This is a genomic window from Azospirillum sp. VT-I1, assembly GCF_055698305.1.
The window spans coordinates 1-22,713 of record NZ_CP168803.1 but is presented as its reverse complement, the minus strand read 5'-3'; the positions used below and the strand labels follow the sequence as shown (position 1 = coordinate 22,713).

The 22,713-nt window shown below is 68.1% G+C and carries 22 protein-coding genes; 16 read left to right on the top strand and 6 right to left on the bottom strand.

Annotation, left to right across the window (positions count from 1 at the left end):
- Positions 1 to 173 precede the first annotated feature (173 nt).
- Both AB8P05_RS18945 and AB8P05_RS18940 read left to right on the top strand, forming a co-directional pair.
- Entirely contained in the window at positions 174 to 818 is a 645-nt protein-coding gene (locus AB8P05_RS18945) for a thiamine phosphate synthase (protein ID WP_472760426.1), read from the top strand.
- 162 nt (positions 819 to 980) lie between these two features.
- The gene (locus AB8P05_RS18940; protein ID WP_455174156.1) at positions 981 to 1,670 is read left to right on the top strand and encodes a GntR family transcriptional regulator; all 690 of its coding nucleotides are present in this window, start codon (positions 981 to 983) and stop codon (positions 1,668 to 1,670) included.
- Between the two features lie 145 nt (positions 1,671 to 1,815).
- On the opposite strand, the gene pyk is transcribed toward AB8P05_RS18940, so the two are convergent.
- On the bottom strand, positions 1,816 to 3,282 hold the full coding sequence (pyk, locus tag AB8P05_RS18935) for a pyruvate kinase (RefSeq protein ID WP_472760425.1): 1,467 nt from the start codon (positions 3,280 to 3,282) through the stop codon (positions 1,816 to 1,818).
- 201 nt (positions 3,283 to 3,483) lie between these two features.
- Between pyk and AB8P05_RS18930 the strand changes: the two genes are divergently transcribed.
- The 3 genes from AB8P05_RS18930 (at position 3,484) to AB8P05_RS18920 (ending at position 6,713) form a co-directional block, all read left to right on the top strand.
- Positions 3,484 to 4,281, top strand: a complete 798-nt coding sequence (locus tag AB8P05_RS18930; protein WP_472760424.1) for an NUDIX hydrolase — start codon at positions 3,484 to 3,486, stop codon at positions 4,279 to 4,281.
- Between the two features lie 142 nt (positions 4,282 to 4,423).
- Positions 4,424 to 4,963, top strand: coding sequence for an NAD(P)-binding domain-containing protein (locus AB8P05_RS18925; protein ID WP_472760423.1), 540 nt, complete (start codon positions 4,424 to 4,426; stop codon positions 4,961 to 4,963).
- Between the two features lie 37 nt (positions 4,964 to 5,000).
- Positions 5,001 to 6,713, top strand: a complete 1,713-nt coding sequence (locus AB8P05_RS18920; RefSeq protein WP_472760422.1) for a pyruvate, phosphate dikinase — start codon at positions 5,001 to 5,003, stop codon at positions 6,711 to 6,713.
- Between the two features lie 145 nt (positions 6,714 to 6,858).
- On the opposite strand, the gene AB8P05_RS18915 is transcribed toward AB8P05_RS18920, so the two are convergent.
- Both AB8P05_RS18915 and AB8P05_RS18910 read right to left on the bottom strand, forming a co-directional pair.
- Positions 6,859 to 7,788, bottom strand: coding sequence for a histone deacetylase family protein (locus AB8P05_RS18915; RefSeq protein ID WP_472760421.1), 930 nt, complete (start codon positions 7,786 to 7,788; stop codon positions 6,859 to 6,861).
- Between the two features lie 75 nt (positions 7,789 to 7,863).
- Entirely contained in the window at positions 7,864 to 8,319 is a 456-nt protein-coding gene (locus tag AB8P05_RS18910) for a CBS domain-containing protein (protein WP_472760420.1), read from the bottom strand.
- A 370-nt stretch (positions 8,320 to 8,689) separates the two neighbouring features.
- Between AB8P05_RS18910 and AB8P05_RS18905 the strand changes: the two genes are divergently transcribed.
- Positions 8,690 to 8,905, top strand: a complete 216-nt coding sequence (locus AB8P05_RS18905) for a hypothetical protein (protein ID WP_455174163.1) — start codon at positions 8,690 to 8,692, stop codon at positions 8,903 to 8,905.
- 84 nt (positions 8,906 to 8,989) lie between these two features.
- Here the strand turns inward: AB8P05_RS18905 and AB8P05_RS18900 are convergent, their stop codons facing one another.
- Positions 8,990 to 9,433, bottom strand: coding sequence for a GNAT family N-acetyltransferase (locus AB8P05_RS18900; RefSeq protein WP_455174164.1), 444 nt, complete (start codon positions 9,431 to 9,433; stop codon positions 8,990 to 8,992).
- A gap of 481 nt (positions 9,434 to 9,914) precedes the next feature.
- On the opposite strand from AB8P05_RS18900, the gene oxlT reads away from it, so the two are divergent.
- From oxlT to AB8P05_RS18865, 7 genes are all read left to right on the top strand, one after another.
- Positions 9,915 to 11,219 (top strand): oxalate/formate MFS antiporter, encoded by a 1,305-nt coding sequence (gene oxlT, locus AB8P05_RS18895; RefSeq protein WP_455174165.1) that lies wholly within the window; start codon positions 9,915 to 9,917, stop codon positions 11,217 to 11,219.
- A gap of 258 nt (positions 11,220 to 11,477) precedes the next feature.
- On the top strand, positions 11,478 to 12,221 hold the full coding sequence (locus tag AB8P05_RS18890) for a sulfite exporter TauE/SafE family protein (protein WP_472760419.1): 744 nt from the start codon (positions 11,478 to 11,480) through the stop codon (positions 12,219 to 12,221).
- Between the two features lie 226 nt (positions 12,222 to 12,447).
- On the top strand, positions 12,448 to 13,479 hold the full coding sequence (locus AB8P05_RS18885; protein WP_455174167.1) for a 2-dehydropantoate 2-reductase: 1,032 nt from the start codon (positions 12,448 to 12,450) through the stop codon (positions 13,477 to 13,479).
- 71 nt (positions 13,480 to 13,550) lie between these two features.
- Entirely contained in the window at positions 13,551 to 14,024 is a 474-nt protein-coding gene (locus tag AB8P05_RS18880) for a CBS domain-containing protein (RefSeq protein ID WP_455174168.1), read from the top strand.
- 202 nt (positions 14,025 to 14,226) lie between these two features.
- Entirely contained in the window at positions 14,227 to 15,396 is a 1,170-nt protein-coding gene (locus AB8P05_RS18875; RefSeq protein ID WP_472760418.1) for a Re/Si-specific NAD(P)(+) transhydrogenase subunit alpha, read from the top strand.
- Between the two features lie 13 nt (positions 15,397 to 15,409).
- The gene (locus tag AB8P05_RS18870; RefSeq protein WP_472760417.1) at positions 15,410 to 15,829 is read left to right on the top strand and encodes an NAD(P) transhydrogenase subunit alpha part 2; all 420 of its coding nucleotides are present in this window, start codon (positions 15,410 to 15,412) and stop codon (positions 15,827 to 15,829) included.
- 4 nt (positions 15,830 to 15,833) lie between these two features.
- A complete protein-coding gene (locus tag AB8P05_RS18865) occupies positions 15,834 to 17,228 on the top strand; it encodes an NAD(P)(+) transhydrogenase (Re/Si-specific) subunit beta (protein ID WP_472760416.1) in 1,395 nt (464 codons plus the stop codon).
- Between the two features lie 195 nt (positions 17,229 to 17,423).
- On the opposite strand, the gene uraD is transcribed toward AB8P05_RS18865, so the two are convergent.
- Complete coding sequence (gene uraD, locus AB8P05_RS18860; RefSeq protein WP_472760415.1) at positions 17,424 to 17,936, bottom strand: 2-oxo-4-hydroxy-4-carboxy-5-ureidoimidazoline decarboxylase; 513 nt, start codon at positions 17,934 to 17,936, stop codon at positions 17,424 to 17,426.
- Between the two features lie 8 nt (positions 17,937 to 17,944).
- Entirely contained in the window at positions 17,945 to 18,862 is a 918-nt protein-coding gene (gene puuE / locus AB8P05_RS18855) for an allantoinase PuuE (RefSeq protein ID WP_472760414.1), read from the bottom strand.
- A gap of 312 nt (positions 18,863 to 19,174) precedes the next feature.
- Here puuE and uraH point away from each other — a divergent pair, with 312 nt between their 5' ends.
- The 3 genes from uraH (at position 19,175) to AB8P05_RS18840 (ending at position 22,507) form a co-directional block, all read left to right on the top strand.
- Entirely contained in the window at positions 19,175 to 19,525 is a 351-nt protein-coding gene (gene uraH, locus AB8P05_RS18850; protein WP_472760413.1) for a hydroxyisourate hydrolase, read from the top strand.
- Positions 19,526 to 19,643: 118 nt separating this feature from the next.
- Positions 19,644 to 21,413, top strand: coding sequence for a glyoxylate carboligase (gene gcl, locus AB8P05_RS18845; RefSeq protein WP_472760412.1), 1,770 nt, complete (start codon positions 19,644 to 19,646; stop codon positions 21,411 to 21,413).
- 173 nt (positions 21,414 to 21,586) lie between these two features.
- Positions 21,587 to 22,507 (top strand): LysR family transcriptional regulator, encoded by a 921-nt coding sequence (locus AB8P05_RS18840; protein WP_472760411.1) that lies wholly within the window; start codon positions 21,587 to 21,589, stop codon positions 22,505 to 22,507.
- The last annotated feature ends 206 nt before the right edge of the window (positions 22,508 to 22,713 follow it).

The window sequence follows — 22,713 nt, the reverse complement described above, 5'->3', positions numbered from 1 at the left end:
GTCAGTTTAACGAACAGTGTCAATACAAAGCATTTTCCGGCACCACGGCGATCCGTTTTTTGTCCAAGGGAATCCGCCGGTTTTCCACGGAATGGAAAATCCCGGATCTGGAATCCGGACGAAGGGTCTATGCGGTGCGACGAATTTCGGCCGAACAGGAGAAGGTCTGGCCTATGCCCTTGCCCGTGCCGCCGCTGCTGGCGATCACCGACCGGCACCTCTCGACCCTGCCGCTGCCGGAGACGGCGGACCGGCTCTTCGCGTCCGGCGTGCGCTGGCTGTCCTTGCGCGACAAAGACTTGGCGGATGCGGACCGGCTGGCTCTGGCCCATGCGCTGCTCCAGCGGGCCCGGCCCTGGGGTGCCAGGATCACTCTGCATGGCGACCCGGCGCTGGCGGCGGAGGCGGGGGTGGACGGGGTCCATCTGCCCGCCGGCTCCGACCCGGCGGCGGCGCGCGCCCTGCTGGGCCCGGCGGCGCTGATCGGGCTGTCGTGCCACGACTCGGACGGTGCCGATCTGGTGGAGCGGGTGCGCGGCGCGGTCGATTACCTCACCCTGTCGCCGGTCTTCCCGTCGGCCAGCAAGCCGGGCTACGGTCCGTGCCTGGGCACCTCCGGGTTGCGGCGATGGACCGGCCTGGGCGTGCCGGTGGTCGCGCTGGGTGGCATCGACGGTGCGCGGGCGGTGGCGGATTGTCTTGCGGCGGGTGCCGCCGGGGTGGCGGCCATGGGGTTGGCGATGCGCGGTCCGCAAACGCTGGCGCCGCTGCTTGCCACGCTGTCGGCAGGGGGAATGGTGCCACCGTCCTGCGGTTGAAGTCAGGCTGGCTTGCGCGGCATCCCCCTGGACATTTCAGCGCCTTGCAAGCATCTGGTATGTAGGATACGAAAATGCCGAAGGACCAGAGCCCGCGCCCGACGGGCCGGAGCCTGACCGGGCGCGCCGCAACTGCCGGCGAGACATAAGGACATCCGTTTCATGACCGTTCCCGCTCTCAACGTTCAGCCCCTCGACACCGGAACGACCTTCCGCAGTCAGGTCTATCACGCGCTGAAGCAGGCGATCACGGAGATGGACATCTACGACCACGACCGGGAGATCCGGCTGGACGAGCGTCAGCTCAGCGACAAGCTCGGCGTGAGCCGCACCCCGATCCGCGAGGCGCTGACCCTGCTGGAGCAGGAGGGCTTCATCCGCCTGCAGCCGCGCCGCGGCATCTTCGTGGTGCGCAAGACCAAGACCGAGATCATCGAGATGATCCAGGTCTGGGCGGCGCTGGAGAGCATGGCCGCCCGCATGGCCGCGGAACACGCCCCGGCGGCGGAGATCCACAAGCTGTGGGACCTGTTCGGCAGCTTCGAGCAGCGAAGCCCGAAGGACCATGTCAGCGAGTATTCCGACGCCAACATCGCCTTCCACAAGAGCATCATCCAGTTGAGCGGGTCGAAGCTGATCCAGGACGTCACCGACAACCTGTTCATCCACATGCGGGCGATCCGCAAGCTGACCATCGGCCAGGAGGACCGGGCCGAACGTTCGATCCACGACCACCGCGCCATCATCAAGGCCCTGGAGGACCGCAACGCCGACCTCGCCGAACGGCTGGTGCGCGAGCACACCATGGGGCTGGCGGCGCATGTGCAGAAGCACTGCGATTTTCTGGAGTGAGGGTGGTAAGTCCCCGCTGATTGCCCCCACCTAACCTCCCCGCTGGGCGGGGAGGGACTGCCGCTACTCTCCCGCATAAGCACTTGCCCCCTCCCCCGCCCAGCGGGGAGGGGTGGGGAGGGGCTCCGACCGCCGGCGCTTCCCATCACGCCGTCACCGCCTCCCTCTGCACCGCCTCCACTTTGGGCGCATCCTCCCCGCCGATGGTAACCACCCGCAGGGCGTTCGTCTTGCCCGGCGTGCCGAACGGGACGCCCGCGGTCACCACCAGCGACTGGCCCGGCTTGCCGATCCCGGCATCCGCCGCCGCGGTCAGCGCGCGGCCGACCATCTCCGAGAAATTCGCCACGTCGTCGGTCAGCACCGCATGGACGCCCCAGGCCAGTGACAGCCGCCGCGCGGTCTCGCGCTGCGCGCTGAGCCCCAGGATCGGCACGCCGGGCCGCTCGCGCGAGGCGCGCAGCGTGGTCGATCCGGTGGTGGTGTAGGTGACGATGGCGGCGGCGCTGATGGTCTCTGCCACCTGCCGGGCGGCGGCGGTCAGCGCGTCGGGGGCGGTCGCCTCCGGGCTCGGATGGTCGGCGTCCATGATGCGGCGATAGAGCGGGTCGCCCTCAACCCGGCGCACGATCTGCTCCATCATCGCCACCGCTTCCACCGGATAGCGGCCTGAGGCCGATTCGGCCGACAGCATCACCGCATCCGCCCCGTCATAGACGGCATTGGCGACGTCCGACGCCTCGGCCCGGGTCGGGGTCGGCTCCGAAACCATGGATTCCAGCATCTGGGTGGCGACGATCACAGGTTTGCCCATGGCGCGGCTGAGGCGGATCATCTGCTTCTGCAGGCCCGGCACGTCTTCCGGCGGCAGTTCCACGCCAAGGTCGCCGCGCGCCACCATCACCGCGTCGGACAGTTCGATGATGCGGTCCAGCGTCGGCAGGGCCGCCGGCTTCTCGATCTTCGTCATCACATGGGCGCGCCCGCCGATCAGCTCGCGCGCCTCCAGGATGTCCTCCGGCCGCTGGACGAAGCTGAGGCCGATCCAGTCCACCCCCAGGTCCAGCCCGAAGGCGAGGTCGCTGCGGTCCTTCTCCGACAAGGCGCTGAGTGCCAGCGCGGCACCCGGCACATTGACGCCCTTGCGGTCGGACAGGGTGCCGCCGGCCACCACCTCCGTCTCGGCGAAGTTGGGGCCGCAGTCGAGGACGCGCAGCCGGATGCGCCCGTCGTTCAGCAAAAGGTCCAGCCCAGGTTCCAGGCTGGCGAACACCTCCGCATGGGGCAGGCAGACGCGGCGGCTGTCGCCCGGCCGGCGGTCGAGGTCCAGGCGGAAGCGGTCGCCGATGGCGAGGTCCACCGGCCCGAAGCCGAAGGTCCCGACCCGCAGCTTCGGCCCCTGGAGGTCGAGCAGCACGCCAATCGGCCGGCCCAGCCGCTCCTCGGCGGCGCGGATGCGGGCATAGCGCTCCGCATGCTCGGCCTGGGTGCCGTGGCTGGCGTTCAGGCGGAAGACGTTCACGCCGGCCTGGGCCAGGGCGGTGATCTGGCTTTCCGAAGAGCTGGCGGGACCCAGCGTGGCGACGATCTTGGTGCTGCGGTGAAACGGCATGACGACAGCCTTCCTCCGCCCGGCCCTCGGCATGGAGGGGCGGGACTGGCGAATGATGGTGCGCTGAATGGCGGTGATGGCGGGATGCTGGAAGGGATAGGCCGGACGGTCAAACGCCGCCCGTTTTGTATTCCGCATCGTGAGAGTGGTTCCCCATGCCGTGCATGGACAGGCGAAGGGGCGGTCGGCGACACTTGGGGCATGTCCGACACCGCCCCCGACACCCCCGTTCCGCCCCGGCCCGCTGCCACCCTGATCCTGCTGCGCGACGGGCCGGACGGGCTGGAACTGCTGGCGATGGAGCGCCACGCCGGCCTGCGCTTCGCCCCCGGCGCCACCGTTTTCCCCGGCGGCCGGCTCGACGCTGCCGACCATGACCCGTCCTGGCGGGACCATTGGCCCGATGGGGGCGTGACGGCCGCGGGCGTGCCGGCCGATCTGGCCCACCGCGTCGCCGCCGTTCGGGAATGCATGGAGGAATGCGCGATTCTGCTGTCCCGCGATCCGCCGCAAGCCGCAACCCTGGCGGGCCTGCGCACGGCGCTGGCGGCAGGGCAGGGGTTCGGGGCGGCCCTGGCGCGGGCGGGGCTGGTCCCGGCACTGGAGCGGATGGCGCCGCTGGCGCGTTGGGTGACGCCGGAGGCGCTGCCGCGCCGTTTCGACACGCTGTTCTTCCTGGCCCCGGCGCCGCCGGGACAGCAGCCGCTCTGCGACGGCGGCGAGGCGGTCGCCGCGCTGTGGGCCACCCCGCGCCGCCTGCTGGAGGAGGAGAGCGCCGGGCGCCGCCGGCTGGTCTTCGCCACGCGGATGGTTCTGCTGCGGCTGGCGGGCTGCGCCGACATGGCGGCGGCGCTGGCCTGCGCGACCGGCGGGACGGAATTGCCGCAACCGATTCTGCCATGTCTGGTTGAGACGGACGCCGGGCCGGTCTGGCGGATTCCGGCGGCATGCGGCTTTTTGCCACTGGAGACATCGGCCGAACATGTTAGGCTTGGGTAAGAATAGGTAAGTTCAGGCGGGTTTCCGCGATGTGAAAATTGCGCGATGGTGCTATTGTGCGATGCGAAGCGCGCAACGAAGCTCTCCTCCGACGCCCTGCCGTCCGACAGGGCGTGCGGGCGGAAACGGGGAGGATCGCGCAATGGATATCGGGTTCATCGGGGGCGGAGAGGTGGCCGATGCGATCATGGACAAGCTGCAGGAGGTGGGACACCGGGTCCATCATCACGCCCATCGCCATGCCGATGCCCGCGGGTCTCTCCGCGCGCTCGCCGGACGCTGCGACGCCGTCATGATGCTGCTGCCCGATGCCCGCGCCGTGGAAAAGGCGCTGTTCGCCGATGACGGGCTTGCCGCCGCCCTGCCCGGCGGCGGGCTGCTGATCGACCTGTCCTCCCTGCCGCCCGCGTCGGCCGCGGCCAATGCCGCCCGCATCGCGGAGTTGGGCGGGGAACTGGTCGATGCGCCGGTCAGCGGCGGGGCGGAGGGGTACAGGATCGACCTAGGCGGCAGCATTGCGGCCTGCGCGTGGGCGGAATCGCTGCTGCGGGTGTTTACCTCCATAGTCGGGCGGGCCGGTGGCCCGGGGACGGACAGCGGGCGCGCCTGGAACGGCTCGGCGGCCGGACCGCCGGTTGGACCGACAGGGATCCGGATGGGCTGCACCGGCTGCTGCGCCTGATGGCCTTCGACGAGGCCGATTGTGCGTTGAGCGCAGGATGACCACAGCCATGATGCCGCACCTCGCCCCCACCCGTTATCTCGCCCCGACCACCGCGGCGCCGCAGTGCGCGCCGTCGCCGGATTCGATCGTTCCCTTCGGCTCCGGTCTGGTCCGGTCGGCCGATGTGGGGCGCCTGGGCAACAAGGGTGCGCGGCTGGTGGAGATGGCCGGGCTCGGCATTCCGGTGCCGCCGGGCTTCGTCATCGCGGCGGAAGCCGGGCAGGGGCTGGTCGCCGGAGATCCGTTGCCGGCCGCGCTGTGCGCCGCCATCGACGAGGCGATCTCGTCGCTGGAGGACCGGGCGGGCGGGTGTTTCGGCGATGCCGGCCGGCCGCTCCTGCTGTCGGTGCGTTCCGGGGCGGCGGTGTCGATGCCGGGCATGATGGACAGCATCCTGAATTTGGGGCTCAACGACCGCTCGGTGGCGGGGCTGGTGGCAGCGTCGGGCGACGCCCGCTTCGCCCATGACTGCTATCGCCGGCTGGTGCAGTCCTTCGGCTGCGTCGTCATGGGCGTGCCCGGCCACCGGTTCGAGGATCTGCTGGAGGAGCACAAGGAGGAGCGGGGGCTTCAGCGCGACGGCGACCTGACGGCGCAGGACTGGCAGACCCTGCTGCCGCGCTTCCTGCAGCTGGTGGAGACGCGCTGCGGCCGGCCTTTCCCGCAGGAACCGGCGGAACAGCTGCGGATGGCGGTGGCGGCGGTCTTCCGTTCCTGGATGAATCCGCGGGCGGTCGCCTTCCGCGCCCTGCACGGCATTCCGGAGGACATGGGCACGGCGGTGACGGTGCAGGCGATGGTGTTCGGCAACCGCGGGCAGGATTCCGGCACCGGCGTGCTGTTCACCCGCGATCCTTCCACCGGCGTCCCCGGCCTGTGCGGCGAGTTCTTGGCCAACGCCCAAGGCGAAGACGTGGTGTCCGGCACCCGCGACCCCGATCCGCTCAGCGCCGCGCAGCCGCATCCGGACCGGTCGATGGAATGCCGGCAGCCCGCGGTCTTCGCCGAGCTGTGCGCGGTGGCGGAGCGGCTGGAGCGTGCCTTCGGCGACATGCAGGACATCGAGTTCACGGTGGAGGCCGGACGCCTGTTCATCCTGCAGTCCCGCAGCGGCAAGCGGTCGCCCGAAGCCGCCGTGCGCATCGCCGTCGACATGGCGGAGGAGGGGATCATCAGCCGGGACGAGGCGGTGCGCCGCGTCGATCCCCAGGCGCTGGACGAGTTGCTGCGCCCCACCCTGGCGCCCGAGGCGCTGGCCGGCGCGCTCGCCATGGGGTTGCCAGCCTCGCCCGGCGCGGTGACGGGCCGCGCCGCCTTCACGACCGAGGACGCCATCTGTCTGGCCCGCGGCGGCGCGCCGGTGGTGCTGTGCCGGCCGGAGACCTCGCCGGAGGACATCCACGGCATGCAGGCCGCCGCCGGCATCGTCACCGCGCGCGGCGGTTTCACCAGCCACGCCGCCACCGTCGCCCGCGGCATGGGCCGCGCCTGCGTCTGCGGGGCCCGCGCCCTGCGCATCGACGTCGAGGCGGGGGTGATGCAGGTGGGCGAGGTGACGGTCCGCACCGGCGATCTGCTGACCATCGACGGCAGCAGCGGGGCGGTGGTGCTGGGCACGGCCCCCCTGCAGCGGCCGGAGCTGGACGGCGCCGTCGCGCGCCTGCTGGAGTGGGCGCGGGAGTGTGGGGTGGGGTTCGCGGCGGATTGAGAGTTTTGGATTGTCGGGGTTAGACCCCCACCCTAACCCTCCCCCACTGGGTGGGGGAGGGGACAAGTGCCTGATTGGGAGAGCGGCGGCAGTCCCTCCCCGCCCAGCGGGGGAGGTTAGGTGGGGGCAATTCGCACCAACAACTCTACCCCCGCATCAACGCCGTCAGATGCGCCGCGCACCCCTCCGCCAGGCCGGTCGCGTCATAGCCGCCTTCCAGTGCCGAGACGACGCGCCCGCCGCAGACCCGGTCGGCGACATCGACCAACTTGCGGGTCACCCACTCGAAATCCTCGGCGGTGAGGCCGAGCTGGGCCAGCGGGTCGCGCTTGTGCGCGTCGAAGCCGGCGGAGATCAGCAGCAGTTCGGGCCGGAAGGCTTCCAGCGCCGGCAGGATCGCGCGTTCCACCGCCTGGCGGAACTCGACGGACCCGCTGTAGGGCTCCAGCGGCAGGTTCAGGATGTTGCCGTCCACCCCGCGCTCCCACGAATTGCCGGTGCCGGGATAGAGCGGCGACTGGTGGGTGGAGGCGAAGAACAGGTCGGGGTCGTCGGCGAACATCGCCTGGGTGCCGTTGCCGTGATGGACGTCGAAATCGACGACGGCGACGCGCGTCAGCCCATGGATCTTGCGGGCGTGCTCCGCCCCGACGGCGATGTTGTTGAAGACGCAGAATCCCATGGCGCGCGCCGGTTCGGCATGGTGGCCGCAGGGGCGCACGGCGCAGAAGGCGTTCGTCGCCTCGCCGGCCAGGACCGCATCGACCGCCGCGCAGACCGACCCCGCCGCGCGCAGGATCGCCCCGCGCGACCCCGGCGACAGCAGCGTGTCGCCGTCCAGCCGGCAATATCCGTCGTCGGGAACCGCCGCCAGCACCGCTTCCACATACTGGCGGTCATGGACGCGCGACAGCTGCTCCACGTCGGCTTCGGGGGCGGACCGGCGCTCCAGGTCGCGGAACTCCGGCCGGTCGAGGACCTGCCACACGACGGCCAGCCGGTCCGGAGCCTCCGGATGGCCGGGACCGGTGTCGTGGGCGAAGCAATCGTGATGGGTGAAGATCAGGGTGGTCACGGGGCGGCTTCTCCCATGGGAAAGGCGCCGCCGGCCTCGAAGGGGGCCGACGGCGCCGGATTCGGGAAGGACGGGTCAGTGGGCGTAGGCGGTCGTCGCCGGCGGCTCCGGCGTCGCGGCGACCGTGCCTTCAAGCTCCTGCAGCTGCAGGCGGGTGAAGTCGCGGGCGCTGACGACGCCGACCAGATGGCCGTCCTCCAGGACCGGAAGATGGCGGATGTGGTGCTGGTCCATCAGCTGCAGCGCCTGCCGGACGCTGTCGGACGGGGCGCAGGTCACCGGCTGGCGGGTCATCAGCTGCGACACCGGCATGGACAGCAGCGGTGCGCCGCGGTCCAGCAGGGCGTGGACGATGTCACGCTCCGACAGGACGCCGGCCAGCGTGTTGCCCTCGGTCCGGCAGACGTCCTTGACGACGACGGCGCTGGTGTTCTCCGCCTTCATCAGGCGGATGGCCTCGGCGACCGTGGCGGTGGTCCGTACGGCGACGACGCGGGCTTCCTTGGTGCGCAGGATGTGTTCGACATTCATGGCGTGGCTCCTGGCGGCTGAGCGGCTGATGGGGTGGCGGGGCGCCCGATCCGGCACCACGCTATAAATATGGTATACCAAATACAGTACGCCAATCAAACAGTTTTGTCAGCCAATCAGATCGGGGCGGGAGCCCATTCAAGCTCAAGCCGTTGAACCATCGTACCAAAGCACCAGAGCGGAAATGTTGGTGCTACGGTATGTTTGATTCGCATGCAAACAGACTGCCGCATGCGTCCATCGCATGGCCGGTATCATGTACCTTGTATACCAAAAAACTTGATCCAGTTTTTGCGGCGCGTCATAAGAGTGCAGCCAAGCCGAAGCCGTTCGGACAAAAACACCCCACCGAGACACTGGAGCGATGAACATGTTGGAAATCCTGGTTCTGGCGCTTGTGCTGTCCGTCTTCGGCGGCACCGTCCATTACATCCTGTCGATGCAGGTCGCCAACGCCGGCAAGTCGCAGCGCGATTTCTCCGCGGCGCCGCTTCGCCTTGCCAACCCCACCGCCGCCGACCTGAAGGAACAGGAAGACGAACTGCCGCCCGGTCCGGCCTGGGCCAGCTTCCCGCGCGCCCTCTGAGCGCCGCGATCCAGGTTTCCGGTCGCGTCGATACGAAAAGACGGCCTTCGCAGGCCGTCTTTTTTGTTGTCCGGAGTCCGTCGCTCAGGCGAGCGGCAGCACCAGCTGGAAGCTTTTGATGGTCATCCGCTTACGGTGATAGAAGCGGTGGGCCTCGCCGCGTTGGATGCCGGAGATGATCTCCATCTGGGCGCAGCCGCGTTCCCGCGCCTCGTTGGCCAGCCAGTCGAACAGCTTGTCGCCAAGCCCGTAGGACCGCTTGGCTGCGCTGGTCACCAGATCCTCGACATACATGTAGCGGCCGCGTGACAGCGTCTCGTGGACGCGGAAGCCGCCGCAGCCGGCGATCTCGCCGTCGATCCGTAGCAGGGCGAGGTTATAGCCGTCGTCCATCTGGCGGCGGATCTGCGCGCGGTAGGCGTCGGCGTCGGTCATGTGGGTCCGCAGCTCTTTCATGACCGGATAGCTGGCGGCGATATCGGCATCGTCCCGCGCCACGGCGATCTCGATGGTCTGCTGCTGGTCCATGGCGGTCGACTCCTTATCAATATGGGTTCTGCCGGGATGGGCCCGAGCGTCGGCCTCCAATGCAGGGATCCGTCCGTCTCCGGCGCTGGCATACCATATGCCAGCATCGTCTCCGGCCAAAGGCGGCCGCCGCTACTTTCCGCCTAACGGAAAATCAGTATGCCGACGCCGCATACCAGCCGCCGCAAATGCGGGGCAAGGAAACAGTTCGCGCAGCCCACTAGCTACTTGTCTGCTGCTCGGCATCTGGTATACCATATTGATAATTCCAGACCGAACCCAGGACCGCATCGGTCTGGCGGGGGGCAAAAAACCGCCCCTTAAAAACCGTGGAGTGCCCCGAGGCCGCATCCTCGCCGCACGACCACCGTCAGCAAAGAACCGCGTCAAAAGCTCTGAAGCACAAACAAAACGCTCAAGCATCAAAACAGAAGCGACGCCCGAACCGGCACAAAACCGCTTCCTAGGAGGAGATAGATAGATGCAGCATACGAACTCGGAGGCGCATGGCGCTCCGTTCGGTGGCCGCTGGATGCAGTTGGTCATCGGCGTGATCTGTATGTCGATGATCGCCAATCTGCAGTATGGCTGGACGCTGTTCGTCAACCCCATCGAAGAAAAGTATCATTGGGGTCGTGCCGCCATTCAGGTCGCCTTCACCATCTTCGTCGTGACCGAAACCTGGCTGGTCCCCGTCGAAGGCTGGTTCGTCGATAAATTCGGTCCCCGCATCGTCGTTCTGATCGGCGGCGTGCTGTGCGCGCTCGCCTGGGTCATCAACTCGTTCGCCGACTCGCTGGCGCTGCTCTATCTGGGCGCGGCCATCGGCGGCATCGGCGCCGGCGGCGTCTATGGCACCTGCGTCGGCAACGCCCTGAAGTGGTTCCCCGACCGCCGCGGCCTCGCCGCCGGCCTGACCGCCGCCGGCTTCGGTGCCGGCTCCGCCCTCACCGTCGTGCCGATCGCCACCATGATCGAGACGTCGGGCTTCGAGCAGACCTTCCTGGTGTTCGGCCTCGGCCAGGGGCTGGTCGTCTTCGTGCTGGCCTGGTTCCTGCGGGAGGCGAATCCCGCTCTGCTGCCGAAGACCAAGTCCAACATCGTGCAGAGCCGCCGCAACTACACCCCGCAGGAGACGCTGAAGTCGCCGGTCTTCTGGGTGATGTACCTGATGTTCGTCATGGTCGCCGCCGGCGGTCTGATGGCCACCGCCCAGCTCGGCCCGATCGCCAAGGACTTCCACCTCGACGGCGCCCCCGTCAGTATCATGGGCCTGACCCTGCCGGCGCTGACCTTCGCGCTGACCATCGACCGCGTGCTGAATGGCGTGACCCGTCCCTTCTTCGGCTGGGTGTCCGACCATATCGGCCGCGAGAACACCATGTTCGTCGCCTTCGCCATCGAGGCCGTCGGCATCCTGGCGCTGAACCAGTGGGGCCACAACCCGGTCGCCTTCGTCATCCTGACCGGTCTGGTGTTCTTCGCCTGGGGCGAGATCTACAGCCTGTTCCCGTCCTGTTGCGCCGACAGCTTCGGGTCTAAGTTCGCGACCACCAATGCCGGCCTGCTCTACACCGCCAAGGGAACGGCGTCGCTGGTGGTGCCCTTCGCCAACGTGATCGTGGCGTCCACCGGCAGCTGGCAGACGGTGTTCTTCTTCGCCGCCGCGGTCAACGCCATCGCCGCCTTCATGGCCCTGTTCGTCCTGAAGCCGATGCGCGCCCGTCAGATCGCCGAAGACACCCAACAGCCGATCGGCAAGCTGGCGACCGAGGGCGCCGACTGAAGGAGGAGCCCGGCCGAAAACATCCCGGCCGACCGGGGGGCCGGCCGGGAGAGGAGATAGTGGTCGTCTGACCGCCGGGATGCAAACCGGCCGCGAAACGAACCGGCATCGGAGCCACCGCATTGGCTCCGGTGTCGGTTTGTCGCGTTCTGGGGCCGGCTTTCCAGGAACCAACCGGACGCCCGCTTCGAAGGATGATATTCTGTATACAGAATACGGAAGAGCCGGTCAACATGGATCGAAAGGGGTGGATCGATCATGCTGAGTCTCGCTGTCCTGATGCTGGCCGCCTTCGCATCGGGTGCGCTGAACGCGATTGCCGGGGGTGGCGCCTTCATCACCTTTCCGGCCCTGCTGTTCGCCGGCGTGCCGCCGGTGGCGGCCAATGCCTCCAGCACCGTGGCGCTGTTCCCGGGGCAGGCCGCCAGCAGTTGGGCCTACAGGCGCGAGATCGCGGCCGGCGGTCAGGTGAATGTCCCGGTCTTCGCCGTCCTCAGCCTCGTCGGCGGCCTGGCCGGCGCCCTGCTGCTTCTGGTGACGCCGAACGCGGTGTTCGCACGCTTCGTGCCCTGGCTTCTGCTGTTCGCGACCGCCGTCTTCGCCGTGGGGGCTTATGCGCCGTGGATCGTGTCGCGGCTGCGGCTGGGCGGGCGGAGCGTGCTGGTCGTGCAGTTCGTCATCTCCATCTATGGCGGCTATTTCGGCGGGGGCATCGGCTTCCTGATGCTGGCGGCGCTGACCCTGTTCGGGCTGCGCGACATCCACGCGATGAACGGGCTGCGGCTGCTGCTGGCGATGCTGATGAACGCGGCGGCGGTCGGCGCCTTCATCGTCGCCGGGGCGGTGTCCTGGCCCGAGACCAGCGCCATGGCGGTCGCGGCAGTGGCCGGCGGCTATGCCGGTGCCATGGGGGCGAAACGGGTCGATCCGAAGATTCTGAAGACCCTGGTCGTCCTCATCGGAACGGTGCTGACCCTGTACTTTTTTGCGAAGGGAGCCTGATCCGGTCGGGGAAAAACAGGTGCCGCATTCTCTCCGGTGCCCCCACATTCCGCATTGACATACGGTATGTGGTATACCAAACTCCAAGCACAGTTTGCGCGACAGACTGTTGGATGCCGCTGCAATAGCAACCGGTCAGCCGATGGATGCGGCCGGTGTGGGCAGGCTGGCGTCGTCCAGCCCCACAGCATTCAAAAAGTGAAATCGGGGGAGAGGGGAATCCGGCATGAAGATCTGCATCTACGGATCCGGGGCCATCGGCGGCTATCTCGGCGTTCGCCTGCACCAGGCGGGTGCCGAAGTCAGTCTGGTGGCGCGCGGTGCGCATCTGGCGGCGATGCGCGAGAATGGCGTCACCCTGCTGATGGGGGAGGAAAAGACCGTCGTCCACCCCCGCTGCACCGACAATCCGGCCGAACTCGGCCCGCAGGACTACGTCATCATCGCGCTGAAGGCCCATTCCGTCCCCGGCGTCGTCCCCGCGATGCAGCCGCTGCTCGGTGATGACACCGCCGTCGTCACCGCCGTCAACGGCATCCCCTATTGGTACTTCTACGGCACCGGCGGCGAGTTCGACGGCCGCACCCTGGAGACGGTCGATCCGGGCGGGGTGCAATGGAAAGGGCTGGCGCCGGAACGCGCCATCGGCTGCGTCGTCTATCCGGCGACCGAGGTGGTGGAGCCCGGCGTCATCCAGCATGTCTATGGCGACAAGTTCTCGCTGGGCGAGCCGGACGGCTCGAAGTCCGACCGCGTCGTCGCCCTGTCCAAGGCGATGGAGGCCGGCGGCCTGCGTGCGCCGGTCCTGGACCGTATCCGCGACGAGATCTGGCTGAAGCTGTGGGGCAACCTGTGCTTCAACCCGATCAGCGCGCTGACCCACGGCACGCTGGAGGTCATCTGCGGCGATCCGGAGACCCGCGCCGTCGCCAAGGCGATGATGCTGGAGGCCAAGGAGATCGGCGACAGGCTGGGCGTCCATTTCCGCGTCGATGTGGAGCGCCGCATCAACGGCGCCGCCGCGGTCGGTGCCCACAAGACCTCCATGCTGCAGGACCTGGAGCGCGGCCGGCCGATGGAGATCGACCCGCTGCTGTCGGTGGTCCAGGAGATGGGCCGCATGGTCGGTGTGGCCACCCCGACCATCGACGTGGTGCTGGCCCTGGTGAAACAGCGCGGCGAGACCGCCGGCTGCTACAGCCGGCCCCAGGCCGCGGCGGCTCCCGAGCCCGCCCGGGAAGTGGCGGCCGCCCAATAAGCAACGCAGGTGGCGCGGCCGGCGCGGATCCCGAAGGACCGGGCCGGCCGCATCGAATGGGGAGGACCGTCATGAAGGTCGAGGACATTCTCCGCAAGAAGGGCACGCGCATCGGCATGGTGCGCATCAACGAAACGGTCGCCACCGCGCTGCGCCTGATGAAGGCGGAGAACACCGGCGCGCTGGTGGTCAAGGACGTCTGCCGGACCGAGGGCAACACGGTGGTGGGCGTCATCTCCGAACGCGACGTGGTCCGCGCGCTGGTCGACCGCGGACCCGGCATCCTGGAACTGGCGGTGTCGGCGCTGATGACGCGCGATCCCTATTGCTGCAGCCCGTCCGACCCGGTGCGCCATGTGCTGAGCCTGATGGACGAGCACGGCATCCGCCATGTCCCGGTGCTGGAGGGATCGACCCTGGTCGGCGTCGTCAGCGTCCGCGACCTGATCCGCCGGCAGTTGGAAGACATGCGGGCCGACGACCTCGCGCCGGTCGCAGCCGCCGGTTCCGACGCCTGGGATTATCCGGTCGTCGCCAACCAGTAAGCGGTGCGCAATCGGCCGGCGCGGTTCCGTCGCCGGCCGCGCGGCCTTGCCCGCAAGACGGTGCCTTTTTGTGATTTTCGCCGCTTCGGCGCATCCCCGGCCATGAACCGGAAGCGGGCGGACCGACCTGGGCGGGCCATGGCCGCCGCCCTGTCCGCTGCCCCATGCCTGCTGCCGGGGCCGGCCTTCGAAAGCAAACGACATGAAGATCGCCATACCCAGGGAGCGCCGCCCGGGCGAGCGCCGCGTCGCCGCGTCTCCCGAAACCGTCAAGAAACTCAAAACTCTCGGTCTGGACGTGGTGGTGGAGAGCGGGGCCGGCCTCGGCTCCAGCATCACCGATGCGGCCTATGAGGCGGCGGGGGCCGCCATCGCCGCCGACGCGGCCTCGGCGCTGGCCGACGCCGACATCGTGCTGAAGGTGCAGCGTCCGCTGATCGCCGCGGAAGGCGATGTCGATGAACTGGCGTTGCTCCGCAGGGGCGCGCTGCTGTTCGCCATCCTCAACCCCTACAACAGCCGCGACCATGTGAAGGCCTACGCCGATGCCGGCGTGAACGCCTTCGCCATGGAGTTCATGCCGCGCATCACCCGCGCCCAGGTCATGGACGTGCTGTCCTCCCAAGCCAACCTCGCCGGCTACAAGGCCGTCGTCGATGCCGCTTCGGAATACGGCCGTGCCTTCCCGATGATGATGACCGCCGCCGGCACCGTGCCGCCCGCGCGCGCCTTCATCATGGGCGTCGGCGTCGCCGGCCTGCAGGCCATCGCCACCGCCAAGCGCCTCGGCGCCATCGTCTCGGCCACCGACGTGCGCCCGGCGGTGAAGGAGCAGGTGCAGTCGCTGGGCGGCAGCTTCGTCGCCGTCGAGAACGACGAGTTCAAGCAGGCCGAGACCGCCGGCGGCTATGCCAAGGAGATGTCCGACGACTACAAGCGCCAGCAGGCGGCTTTGGTCGCCGAGCACATCAAGAAGCAGGACATCGTCATCACCACGGCGCTGATCCCCGGCCGCAAGGCGCCGATCCTGGTGACGGCGGAGCATGTGGCGTCGATGAAGCCTGGCTCGGTGATCGTCGATCTGGCGGTGGAGCAGGGCGGCAACGTCGAGGGCGCCAAGCTGGGCGAGGTGGTGACCACGGCCAACGGCGTGAAGATCGTCGGCCACGCCAACTACGCCAGCCGCATCGCCGAGTCCGCGTCGCTGCTCTATGCCAAGAACCTGCTGGCGCTGCTGACGTCGCTGCACGGCAAGGACACCGGCGTGGCCGTCAACTGGGACGACGAGATCGTCAAGGCCATCGCGCTGACCCGCGACGGCGCAATCGTGCATCCCGCCTTCGCGGACGCCCGCGAAGCGCAACCCGCGTGAGGAGGCGGATCCCATGGAACACCCGGATCCCGCAAGCAACATCGCCGCCTTCCGCCAGACCCTGGCGGCCCTGACCAACCAGGTCGACGCGCTGGCCCTGCAGGTGGCGCAGCTGTCGCCGGTCCCCGTCGCCGACGCCGCCGGCCATGGCGACTTCTTCGTCACCGGCCTGACGGTGCTCGTGCTGGCCTGCTTCGTCGGCTACTACGTCGTCTGGCGCGTCACCCCGGCCCTGCATTCCCCGCTGATGGCCGTCACCAACGCCGTGTCCTCGGTCATCATCGTCGGCGCACTGGTCGCCGCCGGCCCCGCAGGCTTCGGCTTCTCCAAGGTCATGGGCTTCCTCGCCGTCATCCTGGCAAGCGTCAACATCTTCGGCGGCTTCCTCGTGACCCAGCGCATGCTCTCCATGTTCAAGAAGAAGGGCAAGTAAGACCATGGAAACCTTGTCGGCCCTTCTCTATCTGGTCGCTTCCGTCTGCTTCGTCATGGCGCTGCGCGGGCTCTCAAGCCCGGAGACCTCGCGCCAGGGCAACATCTACGGCATGGTCGGCATGACCATCGCCATCCTGACCACGCTGGCCTCGCCCATCGTCCAGTCCTATTGGATGATCGTTCTGGGTATCGCCATCGGCGGCGCCATCGGCTATGTGGTGGCCAAGAAGATCGAGATGACGGCGCTGCCGCAGCTGGTCGCCGCCTTCCACTCGCTGGTCGGTCTGGCCGCGGTGTTCGTGGCGCTCGCCGCCTTCTACTCGCCGGAGGCTTACGGGATCGGCATCCGCGGCGCCATCGCCAAGGGCTCGCTGGTCGAGATGGCGCTGGGCACCGCTATCGGCGCCATCACCTTCACCGGCTCGCTGGTCGCCTTCGCCAAGCTGCAGGGCCTCGTCACCGGCAAGCCGCTGGTCTTCCCGATGCAGCACCCGCTGAACGCGGCGCTGGGCGTGCTGACCGTCCTGCTGATCGGCTGGCTGGTGCAGTCGAATGCCGATGCGGCGCTCTGGATGATCGTCGTGGTCTCCCTGGCTCTCGGTTTCCTGCTGATCCTGCCGATCGGTGGTGCGGACATGCCGGTGGTCATCTCGATGCTGAACAGCTATTCCGGCTGGGCGGCCTGCGGCATCGGTTTCACGCTGCAGAACAACCTGCTGATCATCACCGGCGCGCTGGTGGGCTCCTCGGGCGCGATCCTGTCCTACATCATGTGCAAGGGCATGAACCGCTCGATCTTCAACGTCATCCTCGGCGGCTTCGGCGGCGAGAGTGCCGCTGCGGCCGGCGGTGCCAAGGGTCCGCAGGGCTCGGTCAAGGCCGGCTCGGCCGAGGACGCCGCCTACATCATGAAGAACGCCCAGTCGGTGATCGTGGTGCCGGGCTATGGCATGGCAGTCGCCCAGGCGCAGCATGCCCTGCGCGAGATGGCGGACAGCCTGAAGCATGAAGGCGTGGACGTGAAGTACGCCATCCACCCGGTGGCGGGCCGCATGCCCGGTCACATGAATGTGCTGCTTGCCGAAGCCAACGTGCCGTACGACGAGGTGTTCGAGCTGGAGGACATCAACCGCGACTTCGGCACCGCGGACGTGGCCTTCGTCATCGGCGCCAACGACGTGACCAACCCGGCGGCCAAGACCGACCCGACGAGCGCCATCTACGGCATGCCGATCCTGGATGTGGAGAAGGCCAAGACGGTGTTCTTCATCAAGCGCGGCATGGCCGCGGGGTATGCCGGCGTCGAGAACGAGCTGTTCTTCCGGCCCAACACCATGATGCTGTTCGGCGACGCCAAAAAGGTCACCGAAGAGGTGGTGAAGGCGATGGAGGCGTAGGGGGTGTTCAGTTGAAAAGCGCGCCGCTCCGGTTGGGGCGGCGCGCTTTCTTTTGGAGGGGTGTCGGCTGGCGAATGCCCCCACCTAACCTCCCCGCTGGGCGGGGGAGGGACTGCCGCTGCCTTTCCGATCAAGTGCTTATCCCCTCCCCCGCCCAGCGGGGGAGGGTTAGGGAGGGGGAATTCGGAGCCGACACTACTCCACCACCAGATCGTCCAGCCTGAACCCCGCGATCTTGTAAATTTCCTCCAGCGCCCGGCCGAACTCCACCTCCGGATCGTTCGCCACGCGCTCGCGCATCGCCGCCAGGATCTCCTGCTTGCTGCTGAAGCGCACCGCCATGATGAAGGGGAAGCCGAAGCGCTCGCGATAGGCGCGGTTCAGGTCGCGCTGTTCCTGCGCCTCCGCCTCGGTCAACTCGTTCAAGCCGGCCTTCGCCTGTTCGGTCTGAGAGAAGGCGGTCAGGTTGGCCGGGCGGCTGGCGCGGTCGGCGAGGTCGGGGTGGGACAGGATCAGAGTGCGCTGACGCTCCGTCCCGGCATTGCGGACGATGTCGATCATCGCCGCGCGCAATCCGGCGGCATCGGCGAAGGGGCGCTTGTCCCAGGCGGCCTCGGCCACCCAGGGGCTTTCCTCGAACACCGCACCCAGCGCCGCGACGAAGGCGTCGCGGTCCATGCTGTTCAGATTGTCCAGGTTGTAGGGCATCTGCGCTCTCACTTCGCGGTGTAGGGGTGTTCGGCGATCCAGTGGCGGGCGATGTCGAGCCGGGTCGCCACCCACGCCTTGTCATGGCCGCGCACATAGTCGAGGAAACGGGCCAGCGAGGCGGCGCGGCCGGGCCGGCCGACCAGACGGCAATGCAGGCCGATGGACATCATCTTCGGCGCGGTCTCCCCCTCCGCATAGAGCGTGTCGAAGCTGTCCTTCAGGTAGGCGAAGAACTGGTCGCCGCTGTTGAAGCCCTGGTTCGTCGCAAAGCGCATGTCGTTGGCGTCGAGCGTGTAGGGCACGATCAGCTGCGGCCGTCCGTGGCTGTCGTCCCAATAGGGCAGGTCGTCGGCATAGGAATCGGCGTTGTAGACGAAGCCGCCCTCCTCGGCGACCAGCCGCCAGGTGTTGGGGCTGCAGCGGCCGAGATACCAGCCGAGCGGACGCTCGCCGGTCACGCGGGTGTGGACCTCGATGGCGCGCAGCATATGTTCGCGCTCCACCTCCGCCGGGAGATGCTGATAGTCAATCCAGCGCCAGCCATGGGTGGCGATCTCCCACCCCGCAGCCTTCATGGCGGCGACCACGTCGGGGTTGCGCTCCAGCGCCATGGCGACGCCGTAGACGGTGACCGGCATGCCGCGCTCCGTGAACATGCGGTGCAGCCGCCAGAAGCCGGCGCGGGAGCCGTATTCGTAGATCGACTCCATGTTCATGTGGCGGGCGCCGGGGATCGGCTGGGCACCGACGATCTCCGACAGGAAGGCTTCCGACGCGGCGTCGCCGTGGAGGACGCAGTTCTCGCCGCCCTCCTCGTAATTGATGACGAACTGCACCGCCACGCGGGCGCCGCCCGGCCAGTTGGCCTGCGGCGGGGTGGCGCCATAGCCGATCATGTCGCGGGGATAAGCGGTGTCGGTCATCGTCGTCTCGCTCTTAACGCTGCAGTCGAAGCGGGGACTACGCTAAGCCATTGGCGGCAGGGGGTTCAATCGGCCGATTGGGCGCAGGGGTGAAGACAGTTTCCGGATTTCCGCGGGTGGGCAGGGGCGGGGGTTGGGATTAGGCTGGGGGTTGTGAAATGTCGTCGGCTGACGATGCCCCCACCTAACCCCCGCTGGGCGGGGAGGGACTGCCGCCGAACGCCGACAAAGGTCCGATCCCCTCCCCGCCCAGCGGGGGAGGGTCAGGGTGGGGGTCTAACGCCGACGTCTGAAAATGGAGACCACACACCCATGGGCCGCCTGACCACCCACGTCCTCGACATCGCCGCCGGGCGTCCGGCGCCGGGCATGCGCATTCGCCTGACGGCGCTCGACAGCGGCACTGTCCTCGGCGAGTTCACCACCAACGCCGACGGCCGCCTCGACGCCCCGGCGCTGCAGGGCGATGCCTTCCAGCCCGGCCGCTACGAGCTGCTGTTCATGGCCGGCGAGTATTTCCGCCGCATCGGCACGATCACCGGTGATGGCCCCGACTTCATCGACGAGGTGCCGCTGCGCTTCGGCATCAAGGACACCTCCCAGCACTATCATGTGCCGCTGCTGGTCTCGCCCTGGGCCTATTCGACCTACCGCGGCAGCTGATTCCCCTTTCGGTGCCGCTTTCCAGCCTGTGGAAAAGGCAACCCATTGGTTTGCCGCACACACCATCAGCGCGCTTAGCTGTCCTCACGAACAATCGCGTTTGGTGAGGAGTCGAGCGATGGCGAGAATGACGGCGGCGGAAGCGGCGGTGCGGGTGCTGGAGCGGGAGGGCATCGACGTCTGCTTCGGCGTCCCCGGCGCCGCGATCAACCCCTTCTACGCGGCGATGCAGCGGCGCGGCACCATGCGCCATGTCCTGGCCCGCCATGTGGAGGGCGCCTCGCATATGGCCGAAGGCTACACCAGGGCGAAGGCCGGCAACATCGGCGTGTGCATCGGCACCTCCGGCCCGGCCGGCACCGATATGATCACCGGCCTCTATTCGGCCATCGCCGACTCCATCCCGATCCTGTGCATCACCGGGCAGGCGCCGCGCGCCCGCCTGCACAAGGAGGATTTCCAGGCGATCAACGTGCCGGACATCGCCAAGCCGGTGACCAAGTGGGCGCTGACCGTGCTGGAGCCGGCGCAGGTGCCCTACGTCTTCCAGCAGGCCTTCCACCTGATGCGCAGCGGCCGGCCCGGCCCGGTGCTGATCGACCTGCCGATCGATGTCCAGATGGCGGAGATCGAGTTCGACGACGAGACCTATGAACCGCTGCCGGTCTACAAGCCTTCGGCGACCCGTGCCCAGGTCGAGAAGGCGCTGGCGATGTTCGCGGCGGCGGAACGTCCGCTGGTCGTGGCCGGCGGCGGCATCATCAACGCCGATGCGTCCGACAAGCTGGTGGAGTTCGCCGAGCTGCTGGGCGTGCCGGTGATCCCGACGCTGATGGGCTGGGGCACCATCCCGGACGACCATCCGCTGATGGCCGGCATGGTGGGGCTGCAGACCGCCCACCGCTACGGCAATGCGACGATGCTGAAGTCCGACTTCGTGCTGGGCATCGGCAACCGCTGGGCCAACCGCCACACCGGCTCGGTCGAGGTCTACACCAAGGGTCGCAAGTTCGTGCATGTCGACATCGAGCCGACCCAGATCGGCCGCGTCTTCATGCCGGATCTCGGCATCGTCTCGGACGCCGGCGCCGCGCTCGACATGTTCATCGAGGTGGCGCGGGAGTGGAAGGCCGAAGGGCGCTTCAAGGATCTCGGCGGCTGGGTCAAGGACTGCCAGGGCCGCAAGCGGTCGATGCACCGCCGCAGCGACTTCGATCAGGTGCCGATGAAGCCGCAGCGCGTCTATCAGGAGATGAACAGCGCCTTCGGCCAGGACACCACCTACGTCACCACCATCGGCCTGTCGCAGATCGCCGGCGCCCAGTTCCTGCACGTCTACAAGCCGCGCCACTGGATCAACTGCGGCCAGGCCGGCCCGCTGGGCTGGACCCTGCCGGCGGCGCTCGGCGTCCGGGTGGCCGATCCGAAGCGGCGCATCGTCGCCTTGTCCGGCGACTACGACTTCCAGTTCATGATCGAGGAGCTGGCGGTCGGCGCCCAGCACAAGCTGCCCTACATCCATGTGCTGGTGAACAACGCCTATCTCGGCCTGATCCGGCAGGCGCAGCGCGCCTTCCAGATGGACTTCCAGGTCCAGCTGTCCTTCGAGAACATCAACGCGCCTGAGATCGGCGTCTATGGCGTCGACCATGTCGCGGTGGCCGAGGGGCTTGGCTGCAAGGCGATCCGCGTTACCGAGCCCGACCGCATCCAGGACGCCTTCGCCCAGGCCCAGGCCTGGATGGACGAGTATCAGGTGCCGGTCGTCGTCGAACTGGTGCTGGAGCGGGTGACCAACATCTCCATGGGCACCGACATCGACAATGTGACCGAGTTCGAGGAGACGCTGGACCTGCCGGTGGAGGAGAGCGAAACCGTTCTGGTCTGACGGCCCCATCCCGTCCGGCCCCATCCTGATCCAGCCTGAAGCCGCCGGGGCGCCGATGCGTCCCGGCGGTTTTTGCGCGACGTGCTGCAACGCGGAATTCCCCTCTCCGCGGCCGCCGTGCTAGCGTCGCTGCCGCACCAAAACCCACCGGTCCGGCAGGAGTCCGCGCGAGCATGGCGTTGCTTGAGAACATGCGCATCTTCGTCCGCGTCGTCGAACTGGGCAGCCTGTCGGCCGCCGGGCGGAACCTGCGCATGTCGCCGGCCATGGTCAGCCACCGCATCCAGCAGCTGGAAACCCATCTCGGCGTCCGGCTGCTGAACCGCACGACGCGGCAGCTGCAGGCGACCGAGACCGGCATGGATTTCTACCAGAGCTGCCTGGAGGTGCTGGAGGCGGTGGAGCGCGCCCACAGCAGCATTGCCGCCGGGTCCGGCGTGCCGTCGGGCAGCGTGCGGGTGACGGCGCCGCTGGGCTTCGGCCGCCGCATCCTGTCGCCGCTGGTGCCGGATTTCTGCGCCGCCCATCCGCTGGTGGAGGTGCGGCTGCGCCTGTCCGACCATCTGCTCGACCTGCTGCGCGAGGCGGTGGACGTGGCGGTGCGGATGGCGGCGCTCAAGGATTCCAGCTTTGTTGTGCGCAAGATCGCCGACGTGCGCCGCGTGTTGGTGGCCGCCCCCTCCTACCTGTCGGAGCGCGGCCGGCCCTCGATGCCGGCGGATCTCGCCGGGCACAATTGCCTGCTTCTGCGCTTTCCCGGCACCCAGCAATATCAATGGAGCGTGCTGGAGGGCGGCGAGCCGGTGAAGCTGCCGGTGTCGGGCCGCTTCGACGCCGACGACGGCGACGTGCTGACCGGCTGGGCGCTGGACGGCCGCGGCGTCGCCATGAAACCGTTGTGGGAGGTCGCCGAGCATCTGGCGAGCGGCGCCCTGGTGCCGGTCCTGCCCGACTATCCGCCGGAGCCGGTGACGCTGGCTGTGCTCTATCCCCACCGCGCGCTGGTGCCGGCCAAGGTGCGGGCCTTTGCCGACCATATGGTGCCGAAGATCAAGGCGGCGCTGACGGCGATCTCTCCGGACAGCATCGTCTGAGCGCATCTTCTGCTGATCGGCTGGAGAGGTCCGGAGGGGAAGCCTTTTGGACTCGAGCTTGCCCCTTGCCCCGCAAATCGCGGTCTTGCCAGCCGCTGCCGGACCGTGCAGAGTAGGGATAGTTATGATATATCATAACACATCCTTCCTGAGGACAGGCGATGGCTGGAAGTGCCGACGATCCCTTCAGCGTTCCCGAGGACTTC